Raw genomic sequence first — 26,128 nt, 5'->3', positions numbered from 1 at the left:
TACTTTGATAGGATTCATGATTTTAAAGTGTCGTGAAGTTTTATTCTCACTTTCTTAAAGGTTCTTTCACAGTAGGAGCGAATAAATTGGAAAGGGGGGCGAAGGTGAATGGAAGTCGTTGTAAAGCAGAGACCGAAAAGAAGTAAGAAGAAAAAAATTCTTATTTGGTCTAGTAGTATTGTTCTTTTTTTGTTTATTTGTGTTGCGATTTTTTTGAACGTATTTACGATGAAATCCATGCCAAAGATAGAGGGAACAATAAAACTAGACGGTTTACAACATTCAGTTACGGTAAAACGAGATGGTAAAGGTGTACCTCATATTAAAGCTGAAAATGCACATGATTTATATTTTTCTCAAGGATATGTGCAAGCGCAAGATCGTTTGTTTCAAATGGATTTAAGTAGAAGACAAGCTTCTGGGGCGTTAAGTGAAGTTGTTGGAGAGGCAGCAGTTGATAAAGATAAGTTATTTCGCACGTTAGGTCTGAGACGTGCAGCAGAAGCGTCTTTAAGTCAATATGATGGGGAGGCGAAGTACGCTTTACAGTCGTTTACCGATGGGGTAAATACTTTTATACATGAAACGAAAGAAGAGAAGAAATTTCCAGTTGAGTTTACTCTATTAGGCTATGAACCAGCTGAATGGTCACCAATTGATTCTTTAACGATTGGAAAGTATATGGCTTTTGACTTAGGAGGACATTGGCATGGGCAAGCGTTCCGATATTGGGCACTAAAAAACCTTTCAAAGGAGCAAGCTTCTGAGCTGTTTCCAGCTTATCCGAAAGATGCACCTAGATTATTAGCTGAACTAAATAATGTGGATGTGAATGTAGTACAAAGCTTTTCAAAGACGGTTATTCCGCCTGAATTTAATGGTAGTAATAATTGGGTTGTAAGCGGGGAGAAAAGTGTGTCTGGCAAGCCGATTTTAGCAGATGATCCTCATCTTTCACTTGCGACGCCATCAATATGGTATCAGACGCAGTTAGAAACGAAAGATGTAAATGTGAGCGGAGTTATTTTTGCAGGCGTTCCGGGTGTTATGTTAGGGCATAATAAAGAAATTGCTTGGGGCGTTACGAATACAGGACCAGATGTACAAGATTTATATATTGAAAAGAGAAATCCTAATAATGAAAATGAATTTTTGTATAACGATAAGTGGGAAAAGGCAACCGTTGTTGATGAATCTATTAAAGTAAAGGGCGGAAAAACAGTCCCTTATAGAGTTATGATTACGAGACATGGTCCGGTTATTTCAGAATTTGCGGATAAGAGTAAGGATAAAGAAAAAACAGTTTTCGCCTTAAAATGGACAGCTTTAGAACCTTCAGCTGAATTAAAGGCAGTATTAAATATGAATAAAGCAAAAAATTGGAGTGAATTTGAATCCGCTCTAGAAGACTTTCATACGCCTACTCAAAACTTTTTATTTGCGGCAGCAGATGGAACGATTGCCTATAAAGCAAATGGAAATATCCCGATCCGTAAAAAAGGTGATGGTAGTTTACCTGTACCTGGATGGACAGACGAATATGAATGGGAAGGATATATCCCATTTGATAAGCTTCCAAAGGTGATAAATCCAAAACAAGGTTTTATTTCGACAGCTAATAATAAAATTGTGAATGACGATTATCCTTACCATATTAGTAATACGTGGGCGCAGCCGTACCGACAAATGCGTATTCAAGAGTTTTTACAAGAGAAGGATAAATATACAGTTAAAGACTTAGAGAACTTACAAATGGATCAAAAAAATTTATACGCAAAAGAGTTTGTTCCAATATTTTTAAATGAGTTAAATAAGATGACTTTATCAGACGTAGAGAAAAAGGGGGTAAAGGAATTAACGAAGTGGAATTTTTACGATAGTAAAGATGAAGCAGCACCATTAATTTTTCATTTATTAATGAAGGAAATCTCTAATACATTATTCTCAAAAGAAATACCGAAAGATGTGATGGGATTATTTGAAGGGAAGCAACAAGTCGTGGATGAATTAATTCGTAAACAAGTAATTGGTGAAGATAGTGCTTGGTTTTCTAAGTATGGAGGCTTCACAGAAGTTTTACATACATCATATGCAAATGTAATGAAGAAGCTTCAAAAACAATATGGAACGAATGTAGTAGATTGGGAGTGGGGAGAATATCATAAACTTTCTTTTACACATCCTATTTCAAGATCTTCTCATATACTTGCGTTCTTTTTTAATCGTGAAGAACCTGTTCCGATTGGAGGGAGTAAAGTTACGGTTCAAGCAGCGAGCTACGAGGATGACGGTATTGTAAATCACGGTGCTTCTTGGCGATTTGTTATTGATACGAAAGATATGTCAAACGGTTATCATATAGTAGGACCAGGACAATCAGGGCATTTTAGAAGTGCCTGGTATCATGATCAAATAAATGATTGGGTGAATGGAGAGTATCATCCGACTACTCTGAATACAGACGGAATGGACGGAAAAGTATTAACTTTAAAGCCGAAATAAGATTTGTGTTCTGAAATACAGTCACGATGTTTATAGAAAATTTGAAAGAAACAAGGAATTGCTATATAAATAGTAGAAGAATTATTATAGTAGATAAGTACTACTATAGCCCTTTAAACTTGATAGAATAAGAAAAAATTTAATCGAGTTGTCTTTTACTACAATTATAAAGGGGTGTTAAATTTGCAAACAAAATGTCCTTTGCATAATAATTGTAAATGTTTTATTGTACCTAACTATATTTTGGAGAATTTAGCACAAAATGAGGTAGAAGCCGCACGAATTAGTTTAGAAAAAAGTCAACAAGTTAGAAAACGCAGAATTTTGAAAGAGTATGATATTAATCGAGTTGTCGATTTAACCGATGCTGGAACGGGAACGCGAGGCGAGTCTGCTCGCCATGTTTACGATTGCCAAGGGGGAACAAATCTTAGGGTAAATGAAGTTAGAAAAGAAGGAGACAGATCGAGTCGGGATAATGCGGTTAATCATGCATACGATTATGCCGGGATTGTGCGTGATTATTTTCAGAATGTGTTCCACCGCAATTCTATTGATAACAATGGGTTAGATATTATTCTAAATGTTCACTATGGGCATAATTTTCAAAATGCCTATTGGGACGGTGTTGAAATGGTATTTGGCGATGGAGATGGAGTTGTTTTTACAAATTTCACAAATTCACTCGATGTTATTGGGCACGAACTTACGCATGGTATTACTCAATTCACTAGCGGATTGGAGTATGAAGGACAGCCTGGAGCCTTGAATGAACATATTTCAGACGTATTCGGAATAACGATTAAGCAAGCTTATTTAAAGCAAACAGCACAAGATGCGGATTGGCTAATTGGTGCTGATATAATGGGGCCAACATTAAAAGGACAAGCGCTTCGTTCAATGAAAGCACCTGGTACGGCATTTAATAATAAATTAATGGGTAAGGATATGCAACCTGACCATATGAAAAATTATTATCAAGGAGATCTCGATCACCATGGTGTCCATATTAATAGCGGTATACCAAATAAAGTTTTTTATCTTGTATCCATGGAGATTGGAACAGATAAGGCAGCTTTGATTTGGTATCATGCAATACAAAATCTATTTGCGACTACAAACTTTAATCAATTTACGCAAATTATAATGAAAACAACCCAAAAGCTTGTTGATAGTGGAGAAGTTCCTAAAACAGCTGTAAAAACGGTTGAATCTACTTTTAAATCGGTGGGACTACCTTCATAGATAGATTTTTTATTATGAATTGGAGGCTTAAATTTAATATGCATATCCAATTTAGCTGTATTGGAGGAATCGCTAACCTTCACTTAACCTTTCAGACAGATACGGTTGATTTACCGAAGGAAAAAGCTGAAGAATTACTTTATTTAATTAAGCAAGCAAATCTTCATAATCTTAAACTAAGTGAACTAGAGGGTGTTACAGCCAAAGGTGCGGATGCTTTTTCTTATCAGCTAAGGATAGAAGATGGAAAAAATCCAAAATCCTTCTCGTTTACAGATGTAACAGCCCCACAGGAAGTTCATCCGTTACTAGATTTTTTACGTAATTTGGCGATTGCGGAAAAAATGGAAGAATAATAAAAAAGAATTCACTATTTCTACATAGTGAATTCTTTTTGTTTTGTTGAATGCATCTAATCATTTATTTGAAAATATCTTTTGTTGGAATATGAATCTATAGTTGTATAAAATAGTTATTTGATGGGAATATAAAGGAGGAAGTAAATGAGAAGAGTATTAAGCATTTTAGGAGTGTTTATCATGTTGTTTTCTTTTCGTTTTCAAGGAAATGTACAGGCAGATGTAAATACTGTTCAAGCTGGGAAAATAAAAGCAGGAAATGTAACAGTATGGGAAGTAGGAAATGTAGCAAAAGTGTTAGAAGATGTGGAACGTTTAAATTTAAATACGGTGAATGTACCTATTCAAGTAGATATTCCGAATGTAAACTCTACTAACATGGTAATCAACCAAACTCAAAAGAAACAAGCTATTATTTTAATTCAAGAATTATTAAAGCGTAATATACAAGTTATAGTTGAACCATTCCCGTTCATTCAGCAAGGGAATGTTGGAGAAACGGAGTGGAATCCGAGTAATATTAACGATTTCTTCTGGAATTGGAAAACGGTTGTATTGCAAGATATTTTTAATACGATCACAAGTAAGTACAATATTTACGGATTAAAGATTGCTTCTAATTTCGTCAATATGGAATATGCAGAAGGATACTGGAATGATACGATCGATTTTGTCCGCCAGCAGTATAAAGGAAATATTTTGTATCAGATGAATTGGTGGTTAACTGCAAGTTGGGATCCATCGTATGAAGTGAAGTTTATCGAAAAAATAAATCGTCCTTATTTAAAAAAGGTGGATATTGTAAGTATCGATAGTTGGTTTGAAGTTTCAGATAAGAAAAATCCAACATACGAAGAAGTGAAACAAAGTTTATTTGCAACGACAGTATATAATCGTGGTCAAAATATCGTGCAGCAACTCGAACGATTACATAAAGCAACAGGAAAACCAGTTTATTTTGGGGGATTCAATGTACCAGCGCGTGAATTTGGATTACAAAATCCATGGAATCCAGACGTTTCAAACATGTTTTCAAAAGAAGTTCAATATAACGGATGGCGTGTTTATCGTGATGTGTTAGAACCGAAGGCGTATTTTAAAGGTTTTTCAATTTGGTTTATTGGTTCTAACGATAGAAATCATTCGTATCAGATACATAGTAAAGAGGCAGAGGCAATTATTAATGGATGGTTTAAAAAATAATTTTAATAAAATAGGTAAGTTTTAGAATCTAATACATATATTTTAGTGAAAGGCCTTTCACCATCTTATCACCTAGGGGGCAATCATAATGAAATTTTTGTCTTACCTTACAATAATTTTGGTGATTCTTGGCGGTTTGAATTGGTTGTTTGTAGCGCTAGATTATAACGTAGTTGAGAAATGGTTTGGTTCTATGCCGGCTCTTGTGGATACCATTTATTGGCTCTTTGGTCTTTCGGCTATTTATCAAATTTTTGATCGGTTCTTTACAAACAATTAGCTATTATACATTTATGATTAGAGTGTTAAGTACAATCATGTACTTAACACTTTTTTGCATGTATATAAAAAAGTGTATGTAACTGCAAGCGATTCCATTGCGTCTTGCGCCTTAATGTCGGAAAACAAATTGACCGTATATTGTATATGGGTTATAATTCAGAAAGTTTAAAAAATAGAAAAAATGAGAAATAGGGAGGTCATCCAGGTGATGGAGAGAGTTTATAATTTTTCAGCGGGACCATCTATACTCCCTTTGCCAGTCTTAGAAAAAGTGCAAAAGGAGTTTTTGAATTATAACGGGACAGGCATGTCTGTAATGGAAATGAGTCATCGCTCTTCTTATTTTCAAAGTATTATTGATGAAGCGAGTAGTTTGCTTCGTGAATTAATGAACATTCCTAATGACTATGACATTTTATTTTTACAGGGCGGAGCTTCATTACAATTTTCTATGATACCGTTAAATTTAATGAGTAAGCATAAGAGAGCTGGTTATGTGCTTACAGGCTCATGGTCTAAGAAGGCACTTCAAGAGGCGGAAAAAGTAGGAGAGGTGCAGGTGATTGCTTCTTCTGAAAAAGAGAAGTTTTCAACGATTCCTAAAATAGATGTTTCAAAGAATGATTTGGAACTAGATTATGTACATATCACAACGAATAATACGATTGAAGGGATAAAATATGTGGATATACCGCATTTAGAGGGGATTCCACTTGTTGCTGATATGTCCTCAAATATTTTATCTGAAGAATATGATGTTAAGAAGTTTGGTCTCATTTATGCGGGTGCACAAAAGAATTTAGGACCAGCTGGCTTAACGATTGTAATTATAAAAAAAGAATTAATTGGAGAGGCTCCAGTCTCTTGTCCGGCCATGTTAAACTATGAAACGTATAGTAAAAATAACTCCTTATATAATACACCGCCATCTTTTAGTATTTACGTAACGAAACTTGTACTAGAGTGGTTGAAAGAACAAGGCGGGGTATCTGCGATTGAAGAATTAAATCGAAAGAAAGCGTCACTTCTTTATAATTTTTTAGAGGAATCTAAATTATTTACTTCACCAGTTGATCCTGTGTATCGATCACTTATGAATATTCCATTTACGACACCGTCAGAAGAGCTGAATAGTCAGTTTTTACAAAGGGCTAAGGAGCGGGGGCTAGTTACCTTGAAAGGTCATCGTTCAGTTGGTGGTATGCGTGCTAGTATTTACAATGCGATGCCAATTGAAGGTGTACAAAAATTAGTAGATTATATGAAAGAATTTGAGCTTGAGAATAGATAGGGAGATGGGGAAATGATTCGTGTTCAAACACTAAATCAAATTGCAGAAAAAGGGTTGCAAATTTTTGACGGTAATCGCTATGAAGTAGGAGAAGGAATAGAGCATCCAGATGGTATTTTACTACGGAGTTATTCTTTACATCAAGAAGAATTTTCAGCAGATTTACAGGCAATTGCAAGAGCTGGCGCTGGTGTAAATAACATTCCGGTAGAGCGTTGTACGGAAAAAGGAATTGTTGTATTTAACACGCCAGGAGCCAATGCGAATGCAGTAAAGGAACTCATTATAGCAAGTCTTATTATGTCTTCCCGTAATATTATAAATGGAGTTAGCTGGACGAAAGGCCTAGATGGAGAGGAAGTACCGCAACTTGTTGAAACTGGTAAAAAACAATTTGTAGGATTAGAGATTGCAGGAAAGCGCCTAGGTGTTATCGGCCTTGGAGCAATTGGTGCACTCGTTGCAAACGACGCGTTATCTTTAGGAATGGATGTTGTTGGATATGATCCATATATATCAGTTGAAACAGCTTGGCGTCTTTCTACGCAAGTGCAGAGGGCGTTTAGTTTAGATGAAATTTTTGCAACGTGTGATTATATAACATTACATATTCCTCTTACGAATCAAACGAAGGGAATTATAGGTGAACACGCTCTAGAAACAATGAAAGAAGGGATCCGTCTATTCAATTTCTCAAGGGGAGAACTTGTAGATGAGGACGCTTTAAGAAAAGGATTAGATGAAGGGATTATTAAGCATTACGTAACAGATTTTCCGAATGAAAATGTTATAAAAATGAAAAATGTAACAGCAACACCTCATCTGGGGGCATCTACGTATGAGTCTGAAGAAAACTGTGCAGTAATGGCAGCTCGCCAATTGCGAGAGTATTTAGAGACTGGTAATATTCGCAATTCAGTAAACTATCCAAATGTAGAACTGCCGTATATTGGAAAGAAACGAATTACAATTATGCATCAAAATGTTCCAAACATGGTGGGGCAAATTACAGGATGCTTAGCAGAACACCATATTAATATTGCTGATATGATTAACCGTAGTAAGCATTCTTGGGCGTACACAATGATTGATATTGATAATGGAATTGATGATATAATAAAAGAGAATGTTGTTGAAAATATAAGAAAAATTACAGGTGTTGTAGCCGTTCGAATGATTGTATAAAGGAGAGAGGAACTTGGCAAAAATCCGACCGTTTCGGGCCATTCGTCCAGTAGAAGAAAAAGCTGCACAAGTTGCAGCTTTACCTTATGATGTATTAAATAGTGAAGAGGCAAGAGAAGTTGTAAAAGGGAATTCTTATTCTTTTTTACATGTCGATAAAGCTGAGATTGATTTGGATCCAGCCGTTTCACCTTACGATAATAGCGTATATGAAAAGGCAAGTGAGAATCTACAACGCTTTATAAACGAAGAAGTGTTCATGCAAGACGAGGAGCCAAGCTTGTACATTTATCAACTGACGATGCAAGGAAGAACGCAGTCTGGACTTGTCGTTTGTACATCAATTAATGAGTATGCTGATGATACAATTAAAAAGCATGAACGGACACGCCATGAAAAAGAACAAGATCGTATTCGTCATGTAGATGTATGTGATGCGAATACTGGTCCTATCTTTTTAACGTACCGTTCAAAAGAAGAAGTAACACAGTTAATTATAAGCTGGCAAGAAGAACATGCGCCGATTTATACATTTACAGCTGAAGATGGAATCGAACATGTTGCGTGGAAAATTACGGATTATGACGTGATTACAAAATTAGTAGAATCATTTGAAAAGATCCCTAACTTGTACATTGCAGATGGACATCATCGCTCCGCATCTGCTGCAAAAGTTGGAATGATGCGAAGAGAACAATATCCGAATTATACAGGAGAAGAGGAGTTTAATTTCTTCTTATCCGTTTTATTTCCTCATGATGAATTATCCATTTGGGACTATAATCGTGTTGTGAAAGATCTTAACGGCTTATCAGAAGAACGGTTTTTAAAACAAGTCGAGCAGTATTTTTATGTGGAAGAGGCGAGTATTTCTCCCTATAAACCAAATGAGCCAAAAACATTTGGGATGTATGTAAATGAGAAATGGTATAAGTTAACCGTGAAGGAAGAAACATTTGATGCGAATGATCTTGTAAAACGATTAGATGTATCTATTTTACAAGATCATTTATTAAGTCAAGTGCTTGAAATACATGATCCTCGTTCTGACGCACGCATCGACTTTGTTGGTGGTATTCGTGGGTTAGAAGAGTTAGAAAGTCTTGTAAACCACGCAGATTATAAAGTAGCATTCGCGTTATACCCAACATCGATGGAAGATTTATTAGCGATTGCAGATGCAGGGGAAGTTATGCCACCGAAATCAACGTGGTTTGAACCGAAGCTTCGCAGTGGGTTGTTTATTCATTCGTTAAAGTAAATATAGAAAAATGGACTTCTGTAGTTTTGAAAAACCGAAATGATTTTTAATTTCGGTTTTTCTTATTTAAGAAATGGAACATCATTTTAGTTAACTGTGTATTCGAAAAGTGAAGTGAATTGTGAAATGTTATTAAGGAGGGATATGGATGGAATTGCAAATCGGCGAAAAAATCACCTTTGAGCGAACATTTACAAAAGAAGATGTTGTTTTATTTACGAAGGTATCTAAGGATGAGGGAATTCATCATGTTACACCAGATGAACAAGGAAGATTTGTTGTACAAGGCCTTTTAACATCGACACTGCCTACGAAAGTTGGCGGTGATTATAATGTATTGGCTCGCAAGATGGATTTTGAATTTTTGCGCCCCGTTTTTAGTGGTGATACGATTCGTTGTGACGTAATTATTGAACAATTTGAACTGGATGAAAAAAGTCGTACAAAAATTACTGCGACGTTTACATGTATGAATCAACATGAAAAAGAAGTATTAAAGGGAAGTTTTTCAGGAATAATTCTTTAATTATTTATAAAAATATGTAGTATCGCTTTTAACAAGACTGAAAAATTAGGTAAGATAGATGTGCAATTTTGTACTATAACGATTTAAACACTCGATGTAATAATTCAATGAGAGAAACTTGAAAAGGAGTTTGTTTCATGAATAGTACATCTTTTTTGATGTACTGCCTTATAATCAAAATTTTTAACATACTTTTAATCAAACCTTATTCCAAACCAACAACTTTTCATACGAGTCCGTTTTTCTTTTTCTTGCAAAAAGTACAATTGTTTCTTAATGTAAGGATGTAGAAGGATAAATAAGAGAGGGTTTAATGAAAATGATACATATTTTATTAGCGGATGACGATAAGCATATTAGAGAGTTATTACATTATCATTTACAAAAAGAAGGATTTAAAGTTTTTGAGGCTGAAGATGGAAAAGTAGCGCAGTCTACATTGGAGAAGGAAAATATTCACCTTGCGATTGTGGATATTATGATGCCGTTTATTGATGGCTATACGCTATGTGAAGAGATTAGAAAGTATCATGATATACCTGTTATTTTATTAACTGCAAAAGATCAGTTAGTTGATAAAGAAAAAGGATTTATTTCTGGTACTGACGACTATATTGTGAAGCCGTTTGAACCAGCTGAAGTGATTTTCCGTATGAAAGCTTTATTGCGTCGTTATCAAATGCTTAGTGCTGACATCATTACGCTACATGGGACAACAATTGATCGAAAAGGGTTTGAAGTGAAATGTAACGGTCAGACGATTTTGCTTCCATTAAAGGAATTTGAATTGTTATCGCAACTTGCAAGTTATCCGGGAAGAACGTTTTCGAGAGAAGAGTTAATTGAGTTAGTATGGGGAATTGATTTTGAAGGAGATGAAAGAACGGTCGATGTTCATATTAAACGTCTTAGAGATCGTTTTTCAAAACGAACAGATGATTTTCAAATTAAAACAGTGCGCGGACTAGGGTATAAGTTGGAGTTGAAATAAGATGAAATCACTGTATTCAAGATTTGTATTTATGACAGTAGGGATTATGCTTCTTAGTAGCATAATTGGTTTTTTATTAACAAATGTATATTATCAAGTGAAGTTAAAGCCGTATAATAGTGAAAAGATTTTACGATATGCTGAGGAAGTAAAATCATTATATGAAAAGCAAAGTGAAGAAAATAAAGAGGCATACTTACATTCTATTGCGAAGTTAGGATATGAAATTTATATTGTGGATGATCAAAAGAATGGAAAGCGTATTGGGAATGCGTTTCGTAAGACGACAATTAGCGATGCTACTGTTCATAAAGTACTGCAAGGCGAAACGTATAATGGTGTTTCCACATATCCAACCCGTCTATTTATTACAGGCTTTTTCGATAATGAATTAATTAACAGTGTAGGTGTACCGTTAAAACATGGTGATAAACAATATGCTTTATTTATTCGTCCTGATATTCAGCAGCAATTTGGAGAGATGAGAATTTTCCTTGCGGTATTACTTGGTTTTATCGTTGTATTAAGCATCATTTTCATAGCGATTGCAGCCGGTTATATCGTTCGGCCTATTCGAACTTTTACAAGAGCGACTCGAAAAATTGCGAATGGTGATTATGATATTGAATTAGATGAAAAGCGAAAAGATGAAATTGGTACGTTAGCTACTAGTTTCCAAAAGATGACGAAAAGTATAAAAGAATTAGATCAAATGAGACAAGAGTTCGTTTCTAACGTTTCACATGAATTTCGATCTCCACTTTCTTCTATACAAGGTTTTTCGAAAACGTTACAGTCAGAGAATATGAGTGAGGCGGAAAGAAAACATTATTTGCAAATTATTGAAGGGGAAAGTAAGCGAATGTCTAGTTTATGTAAACAGTTACTTACGCTTGCTTCGTTAGATAAAGAGGAAAAGGTTCTTCAAATTAAAGAGTTTCATTTACAAAAGCAAATTAAAGATGTCATTTTTATGCTTGAATGGAAATGGCGTGAAAAAGATATAGCTGTTGAATTTGATGTGCCAGACATCGTCATAAAAGGTGATGAAAACTTACTTCATCAAGTATGGAGTAATATTTTTACGAATAGCATTAAGTTTTCAAACGATGGCGGAACAATTGAATTTTCTGTGGAAGAGTTAGAATCCAGCATTGTGATTTTTATATCAGATAACGGAATTGGGATGAAAAAGGAAGAAATGGAACGTATTTTCGATCGTTTTTATAAGGTGGATACAGCTAGGACAAGAAACATTGAAGGAAGCGGCCTAGGTTTATCTATCGTACAGAAAATCGTTGAACTGCATAATGGAAAAGTTTCGGTATATAGTACGAAGGGGGAAGGGACGACTGTTAGGGTTGAGCTTCCAAAATAAATGGAAAAGAAGACAGTACCTTTTGCACGTTCTTCTTTAAAATGTAGATGAAAAGTTTCTGACGTGATTTCATCTGCTTTCGGTAAAGGACGTAACTTAGGATGAACGAGCCATAGTATAGAAATGAAAAGAATGCCGATGCTGGCGAAAGCGAAAATGAGTTGGCTATTAAATATATTTGCGGTGTATCCACCAATTAAAGAACGGAAGACGATTGAGAAGCCCTCTTTTAAATCAGAGAAATATTGTTGAACTGAAAATGGATTGCTATTATTAGAGGATTCTTCTAAAGTATCTTATTATTTTCAGAAAATTCGATGTTTCATCTGTAATCTTCTGTTCATATTCCGTTCATATTTCTTTTTTATGATAAGTGCATAGAAAGAAAGAGGAAGGAGCGAGCGAAATGTTTTTAGCTCTGCGTGAATTAAAACAATCAAAAGTAAGATACGGATTAATCGGACTCATCATGGTTTTATTATCATTTTTAGTCCTTGTTATTTCAGGATTAGCAAATGGATTATCATATGATAATGCGTCGTCCATTCAAAATATGGAGGCAAATAAATTTGTATTAGCGGACGATGCGGAAAATAAATTACTTCGTTCACAAATTAAGAAAGAAGATGTAGATGGTGTAGTAAATCAAGTGAATGAGAAAGATGCGGTACCGTTTCATGTAAAAGTTTCAACTTATGAAAAGAAAGATAGTTCGAAAAAAGTTGATATCGCCATTTTCTCAAGTGAACGTGATACATTTTTAGAACCGAAAATTGTAGAAGGCGAGAAATTAGGTACAGCAAATAACGAAATGGTTGCTGATGAATCCATTAAAGAAAAAGGAATCGATATTGGAGATACAATTATCGATCCTGTTTCAAAGAAAGAATTTAAAATCGTTGGATTTACGAAAGATCAAATGTTTAGCCATACACCAGTTGTTTATGTAAATGAAGACGTATGGGGAGATATCGCGCAACCAAATCAAAAGGATTATAGTGCAATTGCGCTCAATACTGATAAAGAAGTAAAAAATGCACATGTTATCGAGAAAAAAGAAGTGTTACAAAGTATTCCAGGATTTAAAGAAGAGCAAGGAACGTTAACGATGATCATTGCATTCTTACTTGTAATCGCTGCGTTACTAATTGGTGTATTCTTCTACGTCATTACACTGCAAAAAACACAGCAATTAGGCGTATTAAAAGCAATCGGTACAAAGAACTCTTATTTAGCAAATAGCTTAGTCGTGCAAGCGTTATTCTTATCAGTCGTTGCGATGGTAATCAGTATTGTTCTTGTACAAGGATTAGAACAAATTTTACCAGCAAGTATGCCGTTCTTATTAACAACACCGATGATTGCACAATATGCAGGGATTTTCATCGTAATTAGTATTTTAGGAACACTTATTTCGTTATACCAAGTATTAAAAGTTGATGCATTAGAAGCAATTGGAGGTGGGATGTAATGACTTCATTATTAAAATTAGACAAAGTTAGTAAAGTGTACGGGGAAGGGAATACAGAAGTAACAGCCCTTCATCCGATGTCGCTTGATGTGAAAGCAGGAGAGTTTATCGGAATCGTTGGTCCTTCTGGATCAGGAAAAAGTACATTATTATCAATCGCGGGTGCATTACTATCACCTTCAAAAGGGGATATTTACATTCGTGAGCAAAATATTACGAAGTTATCAGAAAAAGAAATGACTGATATTCGTTTAAAAAAAATCGGATTCATTTTCCAGTTCGCAAATCTTGTTCCCTATTTAAATGTAAAAGAACAATTGATTTACATTGCAAAGCTAAAAAAAGAAAGCAAACAAGAATCTGAAAAGCGTGCGGATCACTTACTAGCAGCATTTGGATTATCTGAAAGAAAAAATCATTATCCAAATCAACTATCTGGTGGAGAAAAACAAAGGGTAGCAATCGCTCGTGCTTTCATGAATAACCCAGATTTAATATTAGCTGATGAACCAACCGCAAGCTTAGACTCAAAACGTGCACGTGAAGTCGTTGAAATGATGAAACGTGAAGTGAAAGAAAGTCAAAAAGCAGCGATTATGATTACACATGATGAAAGAATGCTTGATGTATGTGATCGTATATTGACGCTTAGAGATGGACAGTTAATATAAAAGTTAATACAAAGAAAAAATGACAACCGTACATATATGCGCGGTTGTCATTTTCATAGATTATTTTAAAATAGTTATAATTGCTTTATTTTGAGAAAAACATTTTAATTTTATTGCGTGTTAATAATAAAAGGCCACCAATGATGGATAACATTCCTAGTGGCACGTTACTTGATTGTTCACTACCAGCTTTAGGAAGTTCTCTAGCGTTTTTGTTTTTAGTACCATTATCTGCTTGTGTTTGTTTAGATTGTGATACTTCATTAATCTTGTTATCTACATTTTGCTTCGTTGTATATAACTCAGCTAATTTGTCGTCAATTTTTTTCTCAGTATGTTTAAAATCGTTTATTTTGATATCTAAGTCTTGTTTTTTCTGTGTTAAATCATCTGAAACAGTTTGTTTTGATTGTTTAATTTCGTTCAATTTATTTATTAAGTTCTGTCTAGCCTCTTGTAACTCAGCTAGTTTATTTTTTACATCTTGTTTAGCTAGTTCTAAGTTAGAGGCAAGGCTATCTAAATTTTGTTTAATTTTCTTAAGTTCCTCTAACGTGTTACCAGTATTCGGCTTATTTTCTTTAATTTCAGCAAGTTTATCCTCAGCAGTTTGTTTAGCCTTTTTTAACTCGGCTAATTTTTCATCAACATGTTTTTTAACTTCCTTAAGTTCATTAAGTTCATTAACCTTTGCATCGATGTTCTCTTTATGCTGCTTAATTTCATTCACTTTTTCATCGACTGTTTGTTTATGATCTTTAAGTTCATTAACCTTTTCATCGATATTTTGCTTATGCTCTTTCATTTCAGCGATTTTCTCATCGGCGATTTGTTTGTCTTGCTGAAGTTTTGCATCTAATTCTTGTTTATGTTGTTTAATTTCGCCGATTTTTTCATCAGCAACTTGTTTATGCTGCTTAATTTCGTTTACTTTTTCATCAGCATTTTTCTTAACTTGGTTAAGTTCATTTAACGTTTGATCCACATTTTGTTTGTGCTGCTGAAGTTTTGCATCTAATTCTTGTTTGTGTTGTTTAATTTCCGCTAATCGGTCTTCAGTACTTTGCTGAGCAGTCGCATCATTTACTTCTGCATGAGTAGGAGTAGACCCCGCAATCATTGCTAAAGCTAGTGTAGAAACTGCAATCGTTTGTTTTGTCTTCATATTTTTGTACCTCTTTTCTTTTATATGCATGAGCTGTTTTGTGTAGAGTTGAGCATATAGAAGTAGATTATTTTATTATTATATACCATGTTCGGCGCATAGAGGAAGTATTTGCATAATAAACTATGATTATAAAATTATCAAACTCTCTCATTTTAGTTATCAAGTAGGGGACTCAAATGTCACTTCATATTTATTAGCGTACAGAGGATAAGCCATCAGCAATATGAACAATTTCTTTCATAACAGCATCTACTTCCTCGCTATCTTGAATGACAAATAAATAATCCGCTTCACCTGTGACGGGATCTACTACATTTTCATGTAGAGATTCAGCTTGTTGCCGAATGAGTATTTTTTCAAAGTTTAAATAATTATCTCTAAATATATTTGTACTTCGTTCACTACGAGTCACTCTTTCATAAAGAACATCGTCTGGAATATCAAAGTGGACTAATATGCGTACATATTCCTCTTTTTCACTCATACCTTGTGCAATGTATTCTTCTTTTAAACTGTTCAAATGATCATAGATTTCTAGAAACAATTCATCGTGTTCAAGATCGTTCAGCTCGGAATAGTCTAAAATAGATTTAATATATTCATCAAATTCATTCATAAGTAACTCCTTTCTGACATGATTGAATCAGTAATCTTACTCGATCCCAAGCATTCACTCTTTCTTGTAATTCCTTTTTCCCCTTATTTGTAATAATATAAAATTTTCTTTTCATACCATTCTCAGATACATTCCAATAGGATTGAAGAAGTTCTTTTTTTTCTAAGTGCTTAAGGACAGGGTACAAGGTCCCCTGTCCTATGTTATACCAATCTTTACTTTCTTGTTTTAGGCTTTGAGCTATTTCATATCATATGTATCATGTTTTGCAATGATAGAAAGTAATAAAATATCTATATTTCCCTTTAAAATTTCTTTATTCAATATAATCACCTTATATATATCGCATAGCAACTTATAAAATAGGATGCTCCATAATTAACAAATTAAGAAACAGCTGATTATTCAAACAAGAAAAACAAACATTATTCTATTAAAAATAATTGGAATTTTTGATATGGGAGCGATTCGAAAGCTTAAGTTGAGGGGAATGTACTTTATTAGTCATTCCTACATAGGCTTCGGATAGTTCACATATTTGTCAATGTATTTTTGTTTGATTTTTTGATATTTTCAGTTATTATTTATTTGAAGACATTCTTCCAATAAAAAACATAGGGGGTGATTAGTTGAGGTATAGCAAAAAAAATGTTGCTATTTCTATTCGGCGCTTATGTGGTAATGAAAAAACGAAAATAGTACTCCGACCCCCCTCCCTACTAGGGGTAAAAGGAGCAACTATGTCATGAAGTACAAAAGAGATTCAAATAAATGTACTTTGAGAATGAAAATATAGAGATAAACTTTTAAAATTGGTAATTTTCACACCAAAGTAGCCTCTCATACTACGGATAGTTTATATGGTATAATATTTTTGATATAAATAAATTGTTAAATCTGAATGTTTTTTTAAATGGAATTTATATTGGGTTATCTTCTTTAAAAAATATAATTTTACATGTGAAAAAATGAACAGGAGTAATAGGGGCATCATACACATCCATCAACTTAAGAATTTTATAACGACGAAAGCAAAAAAAATGTACAATTTCACATGAAGTTGTCAATTTTCTCGTTTTGTGGGGATATTTGTATTTCTTAGATTGATGGCGATGCGGCAAAAACGTTCGATTTAGCAGCTAGGCGCCATCGGCAGCCACTCCCGTAAAGGAAACTGCCACGACAATACTTATATTGAATCGATTTTCTCTCATTTTAAATCTGAAATGTTTTATCTTAATTATTATCAAACAAAGGAAGAACTAATTAAAGCTATTGAAACATACATCTATCATTATAATTACAAACGATTCCAAAAAAGGCTTAACTATCGAGCTCCGATTGAATATCGAATCTCGATAGCTGCATAATCTTTTTTTTACAGCTGTCTACTTGACGGGGATAAGAACAATCAGTATGTCCAAGTTTAGGAGATTCGTTACATGAGTCTTATAGTTTTTGCACCAGAACCAAAAATATTAAAAAAGGGGATTTTAATTATGAAGAAACTAGTTGCAACACTTACAGCATGCACATGTCTAGGTTTATCAACAATCAGTGTATCAGCTACATCTACAGAGACTTCAGGAGGGGTTAATCTAGACCCTATTTTGAAAGAGTACAGAGAACAAGGTTCAGTTGACGGACAAATGAGATCACTTTCTACTGCACCAAGAGTAGCAGTTCCTTGGAAAGACGCTGATGGTGGACAATTCAGAGTTCTTTGGTCTGGAAATACACATACCTCTCAATTCGATCATAATTATAAAAGTCATGGATGTAGCGCTTCTAATAGTCATTCTACAAGATATAGTGAATGGGAAGCTCCAGGAGATCGAGCTGAGATTTGGATTTATTCTACTACAGGTGGTAATAAAGGTAATTGGTCAACTGATCATTGGTCATAATAAGATAAAGCAACATGGTATATTACCATGTTGCTTTATTTAAAGGAGTAATATTTTATGAGAAAAATTCTCTATATGCTATTAACTATGGTGTTTATTTCAGTTCATTTATTAGGATATTTTTTAATGAGTAACAAGCAATTAACTGACATTTTATATTCAAAGTCTCAATTAGTACATATAGATTATAGTAAAGCTGAAAAAAATGCCGATTCTAATAAAATGTTGAAAGATATTGTTATTTTTTCGGAAAATAACAATATTAATATTTCTCAATATAAATTCCAAAGTCAAACTGATTTAAATATTTATTCCTCTAATATAAAAAATGACCCAAACATCTATATAGAATCAGGGAATTTACCAAAAAACCATCAATATCTCTCGAATATAAAAAGTAATTCTATGGTCAATCAATCAGGTGTCTTTTCTTTTCCTTTATCTAATTGGAAGATGCATATATATGATATAAACCAAATACATAATGTTGGGATAGGAGATGAATTTTATTTACAGGGGGCAAATAAAGAAACGATTAATACATTTATTAAAGAGTTTTCCCACTATGGTGAAATATCATTAATAAATGAAAATGTAAATAGCTTACTATTAACGGATCTTACTTTGGTAATGCTTGTAGTTTTTTCTTTTGTAATTTTTTTCATAGGATTATTTTACTTCCTTATTTTAAATCGAAAAAAAATGTTGTTACAAAAGTTATGGGGCTACTCTGTATGGAGACAATTAGCTTCCATTCCAAAAGAATTTGCAAAGTGTTTTACTTTAATCATATTTGTATTATTAATAGGGATGATTAGTTTTGTCTTAACCTTTAATCAAACACATTTCTTTATGGAGTATATAGTAACCTTTATTACAATCAATGTAATTACTGTGTGTATCTTATTTGTTTTTATAACGTCAGTAACTTGGTTTATTAATCAATTAAACAATGAAGCTATGGACATAAAAGGAAGTTTATCATTTATAAAAATACAATGGATATCCGCCATTCTTAAAATAATTGTCTCTCTTTTATTATTCGGTATTATTAGTTCTTCATTCGTAAATATCTATGAGTTAAAGAATCAATTGAAGGGTTTAGAGTATTGGAAGCAAACACAGAACGTTTTTAGAATACAAGTGCAGCGTTTAAATACCAATGTACTTGATAAACCAAAGTCAAATAGAGATTTAAATGATAGATTTTTTAATTTTTACAAAGAAATTGAAGCAAACCATAATGCTTTTTTAATAGACAGTGGAAATTTCCATGTTATCGGACATAATAATGGCAAACCAATATATAGCTATACAAATGCAATAAAAGATAGAAACTCTATATATTCTCACAAAGGTCGAAGTGTAGTCATAGATAAAAACTATTTAAAAGTTAATCCGATTAAAGATGTTGACGGTAAAGATATTTCTCATCGAATATCTACTGATAAGAATGTTTTAAATGTATTAGTTCCTCAAAATCTGAAAGAATTCGAGAATCAAATTATTGCCTCATATAAAAAGCGATTTTATTTTCAAAGAGTTGAAGTTGCTAATATTTACAATAAACAACTTGGAATTCCAATAAACAATACTCCTATAGAGGATCTATCGGTTAATGTAATATACACTAAAAACGAACAATATTATTTTACTTTTGATAGTACTACAGGTGATAATACAAATAGAATTAAAGACCCTCTTGCTATGATTTATAATGAAAGTGTGGATTCTTCGATTATTGGGTCGTATACAACTACAAATTTATTTTTTATAGATAAATCTAAAGGGCATGCACTTGAAAATATTTCACCAGCACTAAATAAGACACATGTAACAGAAATAAATAATACTATATCTGTTTACAGCGAAACGAAAGATCAAATTGCTAAAAAACAATGGCTATTACTACAACAAACAATTGGATTGGTTATCACAATTATCTTGTCGATAATACTTTTAATCTCATTTATTTGGTCATATTATAATGCTAATGTGTATTTACTAAACCTTAAATATCTGTTTGGATATTCTTATTGGAAGAGAAACCGTAATATAATTCTTATTACATTAATTTCACATCTTACGGCAGGAATAGCAGTATATGTTTTTTATGATGTGAATATTGTATTTATATTAGTTAGTTTCGCTATTGCACTAGATTTATTCATTATAAATGTATTGGGTAACTACTTGATTAAAAAGAATATAACAAAAATAGTAAAAGGAGACCATATATGATTCAACTAAAAAATATAAGTAAAAGTTTTGATGCGAAACCTATATTAACTGACGTCTCTTTGAATATAAATAAAAACGAATTTGTTTCTATAGTAGGAGCGAGCGGTGCTGGAAAAACCACACTTTTAAATATGATTGGCTTATTGGATAAACCCGATTCAGGGAGTGTAAAGATAGCTAATTATGAAAACCCTAGTAAAAAAGAAATCCAACATTTAAGAAGATACACGTTAGGAAATATTTTCCAAAACTATGTTTTAATGGAAAATGAAACGGTTTCTACAAATTTATTACTTTCAAAAACCTACAATAATAAATTTAATACAGAACTATTAACAACAACTTTAGAAAAAGTAGGCTTGGATTCAACGTTTTTAAGTAAAAAAGTATATATGTTAAGTGGTGGGGAACAACAACGTTTAGCGATTGCTAGAATCATGTTAAAACCTTGTGAAATTATATTAGCTGATGAACCAACAGGAAATTTGGACAGTGAAAATAAAAAAATGGTTGTTTCATTATTTCACGATTTACAAAAATTAGGGAAAACAATTATTTGTGTAACTCATGATGATGAAATTGCGGAAGGTTCAGACAGAATCATAAAAATAAATAGGAAGGGATTTTTGGAATTATGAAAATTGTAGGAGTAACCTTGTGAAATTGTATTTTAATTCTTTTTACTGTATTGGTACATAAGGTAATCTATCGAGTTTTATTGTTAGATTATGGTCTTATTATGTATTGGGGACTATTTGTAAGTATATTTTTTGTATTGAATTTACTTGCAAATATAATATTTCTTACAAGAAAATAACCCCCTCTATTATGGATTTTTATTCCGGTTCTGGTGCAAAGATAAGAGAAAAGAAAATATAGCACATATATTTCTAGCAGAATGGTATGTTATGCTTCACGTACGATAGAAGGAATCGAAACCGCTCATGCACTATACCGAAAAGGCGAAGTCTTCAAGCAGACTCCGCCTTTTCGGTATATCATGAATTACAGCAATTACTAGTAGCCTCATAATATTTCCTCATACATTCATGCCTCTGTGTATCTTTTGAGAAACTTTGCAATAGAACCGCCTCCAGTAATAACCCTTTTATAGTGTATTAAATAGGAATGTTCTGTAGGAACTAAAATATTTCTTCTAGAAAATAAATAAATTGTCGAAGTAACAAGGAATGTATCAACGTTAGTCGTTCTATAAATTGGCTGACAGTTAACTGAAAAGAATGATTCAAATGGATACTTTTACAGCCAAGCGGATTACAAAAATTCTTCAAAAGGAAGAGGCGAGCATTAATTTACGAACGGCTAGGTATTATACTCAAATTGAAATTGTGTCTCCTTTAGAGTTAGTGGGGAATAAGAGGAACCTTCTATTAGTAAATGATAGGAAAGAGCCTTATCCAAAGAGATAAGGCTCTTTTTAGATTGGTGAGAAAAGTGTTTTGTATGTCGTTTTTAATCAGTAAGTCGATAAAATTTTACTTACCAATATCTATTCTCCTTATATTTTTAATCAGGAAAAGTGACTTCATCATTTTTCCATGTAATAATAGTATGGTTACATGTATTGTGAAAGAGTATAAAAGGAGTGTTACGATGAATTTAGCTAAATTCCCTAGAAAAAAATATACAGAATTATATACACCAATTGAAAAGTTAAATCATTTTTCTGAAGCACTCGGTGGACCAACTATTTATTTTAAAAGAGATGATTTACTTGGTTTAACAGCTGGTGGTAATAAGACACGAAAGTTAGAGTTTCTAGTTGCGGATGCACAGGCAAAAGAGGCGGACACGTTAATTACAGCTGGTGGTATTCAGTCGAATCATTGCCGTTTAACGTTAGCAGCTGCGGTAAAAGAAAAAATGAAATGTATTCTCGTATTAGAAGAAGGGCTTGAGCCAGAAGAAAAGCCAGATTTTAACGGAAACTATTTCTTATATCATTTATTAGGTGCTGAAAACGTAATTGTTGTGTCAAACGGAACAGAACTTATGGATGAAATGCAAAAAGTTGCGAAAGAAGTAAGTGAAAAAGGTAATACACCATACGTTATTCCAGTTGGTGGATCAAACCCTACTGGCGCAATGGGATACGTTGCTTGTGCGCAAGAAATTATGGCTCAATCATTTGAACAAGGAATTGATTTCAATTCTGTTGTTTGCGTAAGCGGTAGCGGTGGTATGCATGCAGGTTTAATTACTGGATTTTACGGAACGCAAAGCCACATCCCTGTAATCGGAATGAATGTAAGCAGAGGAAAAGCTGAGCAGGAAGAGAAAGTCGCAAAACTTGTTGCGGAAACTTCAGCTCATATTGGTATTCCAAACTTTATTCCACGTGAAGCTGTTACATGTTTTGATGAGTATGTTGGACCAGGTTATGCCTTACCGACACCAGAAATGGTTGAGGCAGTACAGTTGTTAGCGAAAACTGAAGGGATTTTACTGGATCCAGTTTATACAGGGAAAGCGGTAGCCGGACTTATTGACCTAATTAGAAAAGGTAAGTTTAAGAAAGAAGACAACATTTTATTCGTACATTCAGGTGGTTCACCAGCTTTATATGCGAATACTTCTCTTTTTGTATAAACGCAAAAATAAGCATTGGGTTATCCGATGCTTATTTTTTGTTTAATTAGTTTATATTATCATGTTTGATTAAGGTTTATATTCTCTCGATAAGAATCAATGATTTGTATTTAAAAGGTGATGCAATCTCGCCTTTATCTTTCACAATCACCTACAGTAAGAAAGTTTTATCGCTCCGTCTCAAAAAACTCAATCCATTCCCCATCAGGACCTGCAAAGAATATGTAACGTGTTCCATCAGGTAAAGTTTCAATTTCTTCCCCCAATAAAAATGTTACTGTTAATTTTTTTAGTCTTTCGATCTCCTCTTCTAATGAATCTACTTTGAAGCAAATGTGATGCACTTTACCTTCTGCTGGAAGGGAAGAGTTATAGCCTTCAATTAATTCAAGTATCGTTTCTTGTGATTCTTCTACGCTTAAAAAAGCGAGTTTTAAGTCTGGATTTGGATGTCCCATACGCTTAATAAGTTGTAAGCCAACTACTTCTTCATAAAATGAAATAGATGTTTCTAAGTTTGCAACCATAAGTCCTACGTGTTCAATTCTTCTTACTGGCATATGCAATCCTTCTTTCTGAAAATTCTATATATAACATAATATTGAAGATTAAGAAAATAAGCAAGATATAAATCTTACAAATTTTAGAGCGTTATATGGTATAGTGAGAAAGTATGTTTGGGGAGAAGGAAGGAGATTATTTTATGAATACAACGACTCAAACTCCTTCATTAACGGAAACGATGAAAGAGTGGCATTATGCATTAGCATATGAAATTAAACATTGGAAAACGATAGGTGGAAGTAAAATCTCTATCATTAACGGTCGTTTTTTATATACAGATTATGAAAGTACTGTTTACGTATTTCAGCTTATTTCGGAAGTAAGCTTACCTGAGGGCTCGCCAATTCGAATTGAGTTCGATGGTGAGGAAGCAACAGGGGAAGTATTATCTGTACATGGATTAGAAATTGAATTGAAGTTAAATGATTATATACAAGGCGAGATAAGAGAAGCTGTTTTATACAGTGAACCGTGGCAACTGCTCGAACAACTGCAAGAGCGATTGAAAGAGGCACGTAAAGATAAGCAGAGGCGTCAACGAATTAAACGTCTAGTAGATGGGACGAGCAGTCCGAAACACATTGAAAAGATGAAAAATACTAAAAATGAATTGGCATATCGTTCTTTTTACAATCCGACAACGTACGTTTGGGGACCGCCTGGAACGGGGAAGTCGTATAATTTATCGCGCATTATTTCAGCACATTATCAAAAAGGAAAATCGGTACTTGTGTTAGCTCATAGTAATGCGGCAGTTGACGTATTAATGAGTGAAATAACGAAGCAAATTGAAAAGAAAAAGAAATGGACACCTGGAGAAATTATTCGTTACGGTTTTAGTCAACATGATCATATACGAAATCATGAAACGTTACTCGCTTCAAGGTTAGTTGAAACGACGAACGGATCGTGGGGAGAGGAAAGGCTTTATTTAGAGGAAACACGCCAAGAGCTTCGTGAAAAAATTCTATCGTATAAGGCAACGTCTTCTGATAAGAAACGTATGCAAGAAATAGAAAGTGATCTTCGAAAGCAAAAAGCGAAAATTAAAGAAGTGGAAAGAGAATATATTGAAAATGCGAAAGTAATCGGTGCGACTTTATCGAAATGCGCAATTGATGCGCTTATTTATGAGCGTACATTTGATTTAGTTGTCGTAGATGAAGTGAGTATGGCGTTTGTTCCGCAAATCGCACTAGCTGCTTCACTTGGGAAACGTATCGTCGTTTGTGGCGACTTTTTACAGTTACCTCCAATCGCAATGGCAAACCATGAACTCGTTCGCAAATGGCTCGGCGAAGATATGTTTTATCACGCAGGAATTGTTGAGTCTGTAAATAAGTCTGAAGCACATCCGAATTTATATATGTTGCAAGAACAGAGACGGATGCATGCGGATATATCTAAGTTTACAAATTCATTTATTTATAAAAATAGAGTATATGACCATCCATCTGTTTCGGATCGTAAGGAACTCGCGAAGCTACAACCGTTCGCAAATGAGGCGAATGTTTTATTTGATACGAGCTTAATGGGAGCATTTTCTTTAAAAGATGCTGCTGCTGGTTCGCGTTTTAATATTATGTCTGGTTTAGTGGCGATGCAAATGATTTTAATCGGACTGTTAGACGGTGTTCAATCTATCGGTGTTGTTACACCTTACCGAGCGCAGTCTCGCTTTTTATCGACGTGTATTAGAGAAATGTTGCAGAAAACGAAATATCAACATATACCAGTTTTAGCGGCGACAGTTCATAAGTTTCAAGGTTCTGAAAGAGATATGATGATATTTGATACGGTTGATAGTTATCCGCAAGAACGTCCTGGCGTGTTATTCTTTGATCATAAAAACCATCGTCTCGTAAATGTAGCAGTGACAAGGGCGAGAGGGAAATTCATTCAATTATCAGATTGCCATTATATGCGTAAAAACCTTTCGAGAAAACAAGCGTTATCACAATTAACAGCTCATTTAGAGCGTCATGGAAATGTATATGATCGTACAACGTCACGTCAAGTGTGGGAGCGGAAAATTTCGAAACGGTTACGCTGGTTTATGGAAATGAATCTTGAGGAGCCAAAAGGGCTATTAAAAGATATTTTAGCGGCAAAACGAAAAATTATCATTTCACTTCCAAGTACAAGGCAAGTAGATAAACGAGTATGGCAAGCGTTAATGCGTACAAATGCGCAAGTAACGGTTTATAGTGATGGACCAGTTCCATTAAAGAATGTAAAGTTACAAAGACAAAATAAAGCATTCCCGTTTATATTAATAGATGATGAAATTTTTTGGGCAGGGGCACCGTTAACATCTCAAATGATGTTTGAAGGTAGTACGGAATTCCCGTATATATGTGCAAGACTACAAGCACCGGAAACAATTGGTGTATTAAAAGGATTTTTAGATATTCGGTAAATTCGGATAGGAATTCCTTGACTTTTAGTCGGGATAAACTTAGAATAAAAAATAATTTAATATAATTTTATGAAAATTCTTATCACGAGAGGTGGAGGGACTGGCCCTACGAAACCTCGGCAGCGGATTCTATGTGAATACTGTGCCAATTCCAGCAGGACGAAAGACTTGAAAGATAAGAAAGAAGCTCATTTTGAATTTGTATTTTCAAGCCTCTTTCTATCTTTTTGGAAGAGGC

At 33.9% G+C, this 26,128-nt stretch carries 23 protein-coding genes, 3 pseudogenes and 1 riboswitch; of the genes and pseudogenes, 21 read left to right on the top strand and 5 right to left on the bottom strand.

The genetic code is table 11. From position 1 onward, the window contains the following. Positions 1–108 precede the first annotated feature (108 nt). The 11 genes from DJ93_RS01325 to DJ93_RS01275 all read left to right on the top strand — a co-directional run bounded on the left by DJ93_RS01325 (position 109) and on the right by DJ93_RS01275 (position 12,223). Positions 109–2,502 (top strand): penicillin acylase family protein, encoded by a 2,394-nt coding sequence (locus tag DJ93_RS01325; RefSeq protein ID WP_042978843.1) that lies wholly within the window; start codon positions 109–111, stop codon positions 2,500–2,502. A gap of 183 nt (positions 2,503–2,685) precedes the next feature. Beyond that, entirely contained in the window at positions 2,686–3,747 is a 1,062-nt protein-coding gene (locus tag DJ93_RS01320; protein WP_042978842.1) for a M4 family metallopeptidase, read from the top strand. Positions 3,748–3,785: 38 nt separating this feature from the next. Continuing rightward, entirely contained in the window at positions 3,786–4,103 is a 318-nt protein-coding gene (locus DJ93_RS01315) for a protealysin inhibitor emfourin (RefSeq protein ID WP_042978841.1), read from the top strand. Between the two features lie 147 nt (positions 4,104–4,250). Further along, positions 4,251–5,309 (top strand): glycoside hydrolase family 113, encoded by a 1,059-nt coding sequence (locus DJ93_RS01310; protein WP_042978840.1) that lies wholly within the window; start codon positions 4,251–4,253, stop codon positions 5,307–5,309. Positions 5,310–5,397: 88 nt separating this feature from the next. Beyond that, entirely contained in the window at positions 5,398–5,589 is a 192-nt protein-coding gene (locus DJ93_RS01305) for a DUF378 domain-containing protein (protein WP_042978839.1), read from the top strand. A gap of 210 nt (positions 5,590–5,799) precedes the next feature. Next, positions 5,800–6,882, top strand: a complete 1,083-nt coding sequence (gene serC, locus DJ93_RS01300) for a 3-phosphoserine/phosphohydroxythreonine transaminase (protein ID WP_042984091.1) — start codon at positions 5,800–5,802, stop codon at positions 6,880–6,882. A gap of 12 nt (positions 6,883–6,894) precedes the next feature. Next, a complete protein-coding gene (locus tag DJ93_RS01295) occupies positions 6,895–8,067 on the top strand; it encodes a phosphoglycerate dehydrogenase (protein WP_042978838.1) in 1,173 nt (390 codons plus the stop codon). A gap of 13 nt (positions 8,068–8,080) precedes the next feature. Continuing rightward, the gene (locus DJ93_RS01290; protein WP_042978837.1) at positions 8,081–9,328 is read left to right on the top strand and encodes a DUF1015 domain-containing protein; all 1,248 of its coding nucleotides are present in this window, start codon (positions 8,081–8,083) and stop codon (positions 9,326–9,328) included. A gap of 148 nt (positions 9,329–9,476) precedes the next feature. After that, positions 9,477–9,854 carry a hotdog family protein gene (locus tag DJ93_RS01285; RefSeq protein ID WP_042978836.1) on the top strand — a complete coding sequence of 126 codons (378 nt, stop codon included), beginning with the start codon at positions 9,477–9,479 and terminating at the stop codon, positions 9,852–9,854. Positions 9,855–10,167: 313 nt separating this feature from the next. Continuing rightward, positions 10,168–10,845, top strand: a complete 678-nt coding sequence (locus DJ93_RS01280) for a response regulator transcription factor (protein WP_080743305.1) — start codon at positions 10,168–10,170, stop codon at positions 10,843–10,845. Between the two features lies 1 nt (position 10,846). Then, positions 10,847–12,223 carry a sensor histidine kinase gene (locus tag DJ93_RS01275; protein ID WP_042978835.1) on the top strand — a complete coding sequence of 459 codons (1,377 nt, stop codon included), beginning with the start codon at positions 10,847–10,849 and terminating at the stop codon, positions 12,221–12,223. A gap of 14 nt (positions 12,224–12,237) precedes the next feature. On the opposite strand, the pseudogene DJ93_RS29835 reads toward DJ93_RS01275, so the two are convergent. Beyond that, positions 12,238–12,432: pseudogene (locus tag DJ93_RS29835) on the bottom strand (MFS transporter); the annotation flags it as partial. Between the two features lie 197 nt (positions 12,433–12,629). Between DJ93_RS29835 and DJ93_RS01270 the strand changes: the two are divergent. Together DJ93_RS01270 and DJ93_RS01265 are read left to right on the top strand one after the other, a co-directional pair. Then, positions 12,630–13,694, top strand: coding sequence for an ABC transporter permease (locus DJ93_RS01270; protein ID WP_042978834.1), 1,065 nt, complete (start codon positions 12,630–12,632; stop codon positions 13,692–13,694). Then, positions 13,694–14,365 carry an ABC transporter ATP-binding protein gene (locus tag DJ93_RS01265; RefSeq protein ID WP_042978833.1) on the top strand — a complete coding sequence of 224 codons (672 nt, stop codon included), beginning with the start codon at positions 13,694–13,696 and terminating at the stop codon, positions 14,363–14,365. Before DJ93_RS01270 ends, DJ93_RS01265 begins: the two co-directional genes overlap by 1 nt. 85 nt (positions 14,366–14,450) lie before the next feature. Here the strand turns inward: DJ93_RS01265 and DJ93_RS01260 are convergent, their stop codons facing one another. The 3 genes and pseudogenes from DJ93_RS01260 to DJ93_RS01250 form a co-directional block, all read right to left on the bottom strand. Further along, on the bottom strand, positions 14,451–15,560 hold the full coding sequence (locus DJ93_RS01260; protein WP_117287952.1) for an LPXTG cell wall anchor domain-containing protein: 1,110 nt from the start codon (positions 15,558–15,560) through the stop codon (positions 14,451–14,453). A gap of 166 nt (positions 15,561–15,726) precedes the next feature. Further along, on the bottom strand, positions 15,727–16,149 hold the full coding sequence (locus DJ93_RS01255) for a hypothetical protein (RefSeq protein WP_052109495.1): 423 nt from the start codon (positions 16,147–16,149) through the stop codon (positions 15,727–15,729). Continuing rightward, positions 16,142–16,473, bottom strand: a pseudogene (locus DJ93_RS01250) (PadR family transcriptional regulator). Before DJ93_RS01250 ends, DJ93_RS01255 begins: the two are co-directional and overlap by 8 nt. An 824-nt stretch (positions 16,474–17,297) precedes the next feature. Between DJ93_RS01250 and DJ93_RS34735 the strand changes: the two are divergent. The 7 genes and pseudogenes from DJ93_RS34735 (at position 17,298) to cuyA (ending at position 22,907) form a co-directional block, all read left to right on the top strand. Beyond that, positions 17,298–17,519: an IS3 family transposase gene (locus DJ93_RS34735; RefSeq protein ID WP_080743304.1), complete on the top strand. Its 222-nt coding sequence runs from the start codon at positions 17,298–17,300 to the stop codon at positions 17,517–17,519. Positions 17,520–17,591: 72 nt separating this feature from the next. Next, positions 17,592–18,056, top strand: coding sequence for a lactococcin 972 family bacteriocin (locus DJ93_RS01245; protein WP_241484241.1), 465 nt, complete (start codon positions 17,592–17,594; stop codon positions 18,054–18,056). Between the two features lie 57 nt (positions 18,057–18,113). Then, positions 18,114–20,297: a DUF1430 domain-containing protein gene (locus DJ93_RS01240; RefSeq protein ID WP_042978831.1), complete on the top strand. Its 2,184-nt coding sequence runs from the start codon at positions 18,114–18,116 to the stop codon at positions 20,295–20,297. After that, positions 20,294–20,935: an ATP-binding cassette domain-containing protein gene (locus tag DJ93_RS01235; RefSeq protein WP_042978830.1), complete on the top strand. Its 642-nt coding sequence runs from the start codon at positions 20,294–20,296 to the stop codon at positions 20,933–20,935. Before DJ93_RS01240 ends, DJ93_RS01235 begins: the two co-directional genes overlap by 4 nt. A gap of 29 nt (positions 20,936–20,964) precedes the next feature. Beyond that, entirely contained in the window at positions 20,965–21,114 is a 150-nt protein-coding gene (locus tag DJ93_RS33565; protein ID WP_310593260.1) for a bacteriocin-like WGxF protein, read from the top strand. 90 nt (positions 21,115–21,204) lie between these two features. Beyond that, positions 21,205–21,329, top strand: a pseudogene (locus DJ93_RS34730) (IS6 family transposase); the annotation flags it as partial. A 582-nt stretch (positions 21,330–21,911) separates the two neighbouring features. After that, the gene (gene cuyA, locus DJ93_RS01225; RefSeq protein ID WP_042978828.1) at positions 21,912–22,907 is read left to right on the top strand and encodes a D-cysteate sulfo-lyase; all 996 of its coding nucleotides are present in this window, start codon (positions 21,912–21,914) and stop codon (positions 22,905–22,907) included. A gap of 167 nt (positions 22,908–23,074) precedes the next feature. Here the strand turns inward: cuyA and DJ93_RS01220 are convergent, their stop codons facing one another. Further along, on the bottom strand, positions 23,075–23,467 hold the full coding sequence (locus tag DJ93_RS01220; RefSeq protein ID WP_042978827.1) for a VOC family protein: 393 nt from the start codon (positions 23,465–23,467) through the stop codon (positions 23,075–23,077). 113 nt (positions 23,468–23,580) lie between these two features. On the opposite strand from DJ93_RS01220, the gene DJ93_RS01215 reads away from it, so the two are divergent. Further along, a complete protein-coding gene (locus DJ93_RS01215; RefSeq protein WP_042978826.1) occupies positions 23,581–25,890 on the top strand; it encodes an AAA domain-containing protein in 2,310 nt (769 codons plus the stop codon). Between the two features lie 76 nt (positions 25,891–25,966). Next, positions 25,967–26,072, top strand: a riboswitch (SAM riboswitch). The last annotated feature ends 56 nt before the right edge of the window (positions 26,073–26,128 follow it).

Origin of the sequence: Bacillus clarus (genome assembly GCF_000746925.1) — a bacterium.
Lineage (GTDB): Bacteria > Bacillota > Bacilli > Bacillales > Bacillaceae_G > Bacillus_A > Bacillus_A clarus.
This window is presented reverse-complemented; position numbering and strand designations above follow the sequence as displayed.